Origin of the sequence: Streptomyces griseorubiginosus, assembly GCF_017614965.1 — a bacterium.
Classification (GTDB): domain Bacteria; phylum Actinomycetota; class Actinomycetes; order Streptomycetales; family Streptomycetaceae; genus Streptomyces; species Streptomyces griseorubiginosus_B.
In genome coordinates this window covers 1-3993 of sequence record NZ_WVUG01000493.1, presented here as the reverse complement: position 1 = coordinate 3993, position 3993 = coordinate 1, and the positions used below count along the sequence as shown (strand labels likewise).

Below are 3993 nucleotides of genomic sequence, written 5' to 3'. Positions count from 1 at the left end.
CCTCCCACCCGGCTCCATCCGCACGCGCCCGAGAGCCCTCCTCCCCTTCGACCTCACGTCCGGTCCCCGCGCCACCGGCGTCCCGTCGCCGGTCCCGCCACGCCACTCCCTCCTCCCTGGTGGTGGTCAGCAGCAGGACCGGCAGGGTGCGGGTGGCGTCGGACGTTTCCAGGAGGAGGCGGAGCGAGGACGCGTCGGCGGCGTGGAGGTCGTCCAGGACGAGGAGCAGCGGTCGGGTGCGGGCGGCCGTGGCGAGGAGGTCGGTCAGGTCGCCGGTGAGGCGCAGCCGGGCCGCCTCGGGGTCCGCGCCGCGCAGGGCGCCGGGACCGGACCCGGCGACCAGCGCCCGCAGCGGCGGTGACGCGGTGACCAGCCGCCCGCAGTCCGCGTCGTCCGCGACCAGCTCCCGCACCAGCCGTGACCAGGGGCGGAACGCCCGACCGGCGGTCTGCGGCGGGCACCAGGTCCACAGCGTGCGGAACCCGTCGGCGCGCGCGGTGGCCTCCTCCGCCGTACGCGTCTTGCCCGCCCCGGCCGGTCCCGTCAGCGTGACCAGCCCGCCCCGGCCCGCCGCCGCCCGGTCCAGGGCGGCACGGAGTTCCCCCAGCACGTCCTCGCGTCCCACGAACGGGTACTTCGCGGTCATGGCGGCAACCACCACGCTCTTCCAGAGGTCCACCAGGGCTCTTCCCGGGCCGTCGGTGCTTCGAGCGTAGGCACCTGTGGTGCGCGGCAGCCACCCGTGATGCGCCCGTCCGTCGGCACCGGTTCGTGCAGGATGGGTCCATGACCACCTCCTACGACACCCCTGTGGTCCTGGACCGTCGCGAGGGCCCGTACGGCGAGGTCGTGCTGCGCCGGCACGGCGAGTTGCTGCAGATCATCGCCAACGGCTGCTTCCTGATGGACACCTCGGACGGCCGCTCGGAACGGCTGCTCGTCGAGGCCGCGCTGCGGGCCCTGGACGCCCGCGGGAACCCGGCCGTGCTGATCGGCGGCCTCGGCGTCGGTTTCTCGCTCGCACACGCGGCGGCGGATCCGCGCTGGGGTGCGATCACCGTCGTGGAACGCGAACCGGCCGTCATCGACTGGCACCGTGACGGTCCGCTCGCGGACATCTCCGCGCGGGCCCTCGCCGATCCCCGTACCGAGATCGTGGAAGCGGATCTGCTGACCTTCCTGCGTGAGACATCCGCCACGTACGACGCCCTGTGCCTGGACATCGACAACGGACCCGACTGGACTGTCACGGAGGGCAACGACGGCCTGTACGCGCGAGCCGGACTCGCAAGCTGTGCAAGGGTGTTGAAACCCGGCGGGGTGCTCGCGGTGTGGTCGGCACGACCCTCTCCGGAATTTGAAGGAACACTGCGGAATGCCGGGTTCCAACAGGTGCGTACCGAAGAGATCCCGGTTGCCCGGGGCGTTCCCGACGTCGTGCATCTCGGCGTCCGACCTGGATAGCCGAGGGACGGTCACTCCCCGTACGCTGCTTCCCTGACGCAGATCATTCAAGCGTCAATCGCAAGCATGCGCAGGCACAGCCAGGCACAGCCAGTCAGAAGGAATGACCCCACGCATTCCGGAAAGCAACTCAGGGGCGGGCGATGGAGCAGACCCACACATCCCACAACGGCACGACGGCGACCCCGGGAGCGCAGCGCCGGGTCCTGGTGGTCGAGGACGACGCGACCATCGTGGACGCCATCGCGGCCCGCCTGCGCGCCGAGGGTTTCCTCGTGCAGACCGCGGGTGACGGCCCGGCCGCCGTCGACACCGCCGAGGCCTGGCAGCCCGATCTGCTGATCCTCGACATCATGCTGCCCGGCTTCGACGGGCTGGAGGTCTGCCGCCGTGTGCAGGCCGCCCGTCCGGTGCCGGTACTGATGCTCACCGCGCGCGACGACGAGACCGACATGCTGGTCGGACTCGGTGTCGGCGCCGACGACTACATGACCAAGCCGTTCTCCATGCGGGAGCTGGCCGCGCGGGTGCACGTCCTGCTGCGGCGCGTCGAGCGGGCCGCGCTGGCCGCCGCGACGCCGAGAAGCGGCATCCTGCGGCTCGGCGAGCTGGAGATCGACCACGCGCAGCGGCGGGTACGGGTCCGCAGCGAGGACGTCCACCTCACGCCGACCGAGTTCGACCTGCTGGTGTGCCTGGCCAACACGCCCCGCGCGGTGCTCTCCCGGGAGCAGCTGCTGGCGGAGGTGTGGGACTGGGCGGACGCGTCCGGCACCCGGACCGTGGACAGCCACATCAAGGCGCTGCGCCGGAAGATCGGCGCCGAGCGGATCCGCACGGTGCACGGCGTGGGCTACGCGCTGGAGACCCCGACGCCATGAGTGACGGGCCGGCCGCACGGAGAGGCCCCGGGGAGCCCGAACCCTGGGGCGGTCTGCGCCCGTTCTCGATCAAGACCAAGCTGGGCGCACTGGTCGTCATCGCGGTCCTCATCACCACCGGGCTGATGATGATCGCCATGCGCACGGCGACGGAGCTGCGCTTCATCACGGTCTTCTCGATGATCGCCACGCTGCTCATCACGCAGTTCGTGGCCCATTCGCTCACCGCGCCGCTGGACGACATGAACACCGTCGCCCGCTCGATATCGCACGGCGACTACACCCGCCGCGTGCGCGAGAGCCGCCGGGACGAGCTGGGCGACCTCGCCCAGACGATCAACCGCATGGCGGACGACCTGGAGGCCCAGGACCGGCAGCGCAAGGAGCTGGTGGCGAACGTCTCGCACGAGCTGCGCACCCCCATCGCGGGTCTGCGCGCGGTGCTGGAGAACATCGTCGACGGCGTCACGACCGCCGACCCGGAGACCATGCGCACGGCGCTGAAGCAGACCGAGCGGCTCGGCCGGCTGGTGGAGACGCTGCTGGACCTGTCCCGGCTGGACAACGGCGTCGTACCGCTGCGCAAGCGGCGGTTCGAGGTGTGGCCGTATCTCTCGGGCGTGCTGAAGGAGGCCAACATGGCCGTGCCCGCGCGCGCGGGCATCGCCTCGGGCTCCGGCAGCCACACGCGTACGGACGTCCATCTGCACCTCGACGTCACCCCGCCGGAGCTGACCGCGCACGCGGACCCCGAGCGCATCCACCAGGTTGTGGCGAATCTCATCGACAACGCCGTCAAGCACAGCCCGCCGCACGGCCGTGTGACCGTGAAGGCGCGGCGCGGCACGCTGCCGGAGTCGCTGGAGCTGGAGGTGCTGGACGAGGGTCCGGGCATCCCGCCCTCGGAGTGGCACCGCGTCTTCGAACGCTTCAACCGCGGCGGCGCGGGCGCGTCCAACGGGCAGGGCGGCGACGGCGGTACGGGTCTCGGGCTCGCGATCGCCCGCTGGGCGGTCGATCTGCACGGAGGCCGGATCGGAGTGGCCGAATCCGAGCGGGGTTGCCGGATTCTTGTCACCCTTCCGGGAGAGACATCCGTGCCAAGTTGACGTAAAGTCCGAACCGGAGCCTCAAGATCCACCTGCGTCCGGGCTGACGGACACGTGTGATCAGGCACACGCCCGTACGCGCCGCGTGCAGGGCCCTCGTCGTCGCACCCCGACACACCTGATTCCAAGCGGAACCACGCTTGTTTCCCGCCATTTCACGGCCCGAAACCCGCTTTGAGATGTGACTTACGCGACGATGACCTTGCTCGGCCTGACCTGACCGGCCATGGAGGCGTAGCCTTTATTTCCGCTGTCCATCACCTTGTGAAGCGGAAGAGGGCGGTTGCCGCCGTGTCGCCACAGTCCCCCAGTAACTCGAGCATCTCGACCGAAGACCAAGCCGGGAAGAACCCCGCTGCCGCGTTCGGTCCGAACGAGTGGCTCGTCGACGAGATCTATCAGCAGTACCTCCAGGACCCGAACTCGGTTGACCGAGCCTGGTGGGACTTCTTCGCCGACTACAAGCCGGGGGCGGCCGCCACCCCGGCTCCCGCGGAGACCACCGCGGCGGCTCCGGCGCCCGCCGCCCCGGCTCCGGC

At 70.8% G+C, this 3993-nt stretch carries 5 protein-coding genes; 4 read left to right on the top strand and 1 reads right to left on the bottom strand.

Annotated elements, in window-relative coordinates; genetic code table 11:
* On the bottom strand, positions 1 to 679 hold a 679-nt coding region (locus tag GRC12_RS42500), incomplete at its 3' end, for an ATP-binding protein (protein ID WP_208785794.1).
* A gap of 107 nt (positions 680 to 786) precedes the next feature.
* Here GRC12_RS42500 and GRC12_RS42495 point away from each other — a divergent pair.
* The 4 genes from GRC12_RS42495 to GRC12_RS42480 form a co-directional block, all read left to right on the top strand.
* Positions 787 to 1464: a spermidine synthase gene (locus GRC12_RS42495; protein WP_208785793.1), complete on the top strand. Its 678-nt coding sequence runs from the start codon at positions 787 to 789 to the stop codon at positions 1462 to 1464.
* A 143-nt stretch (positions 1465 to 1607) separates the two neighbouring features.
* Positions 1608 to 2345, top strand: coding sequence for a response regulator transcription factor (locus GRC12_RS42490; RefSeq protein ID WP_208785792.1), 738 nt, complete (start codon positions 1608 to 1610; stop codon positions 2343 to 2345).
* Positions 2342 to 3454 (top strand): HAMP domain-containing sensor histidine kinase, encoded by a 1113-nt coding sequence (locus GRC12_RS42485; protein WP_208785791.1) that lies wholly within the window; start codon positions 2342 to 2344, stop codon positions 3452 to 3454. Before GRC12_RS42490 ends, GRC12_RS42485 begins: the two co-directional genes overlap by 4 nt.
* Positions 3455 to 3745: 291 nt before the next feature.
* The coding region (locus GRC12_RS42480) for a 2-oxoglutarate dehydrogenase E1 subunit family protein (RefSeq protein WP_208785790.1) at positions 3746 to 3993 on the top strand (248 nt) is incomplete at its 3' end.

What these genes read in the sequence shown, in the direction of transcription:
- GRC12_RS42495 (WP_208785793.1), top strand. Translation starts at nt 787, where the DNA reads ATGACCACCTCCTACGACACCCCTGTGGTCCTGGACCGTCGCGAGGGC.
- GRC12_RS42490 (WP_208785792.1), top strand. Translation starts at nt 1,608, where the DNA reads ATGGAGCAGACCCACACATCCCACAACGGCACGACGGCGACCCCGGGA.
- GRC12_RS42485 (WP_208785791.1), top strand. Translation starts at nt 2,342, where the DNA reads ATGAGTGACGGGCCGGCCGCACGGAGAGGCCCCGGGGAGCCCGAACCC.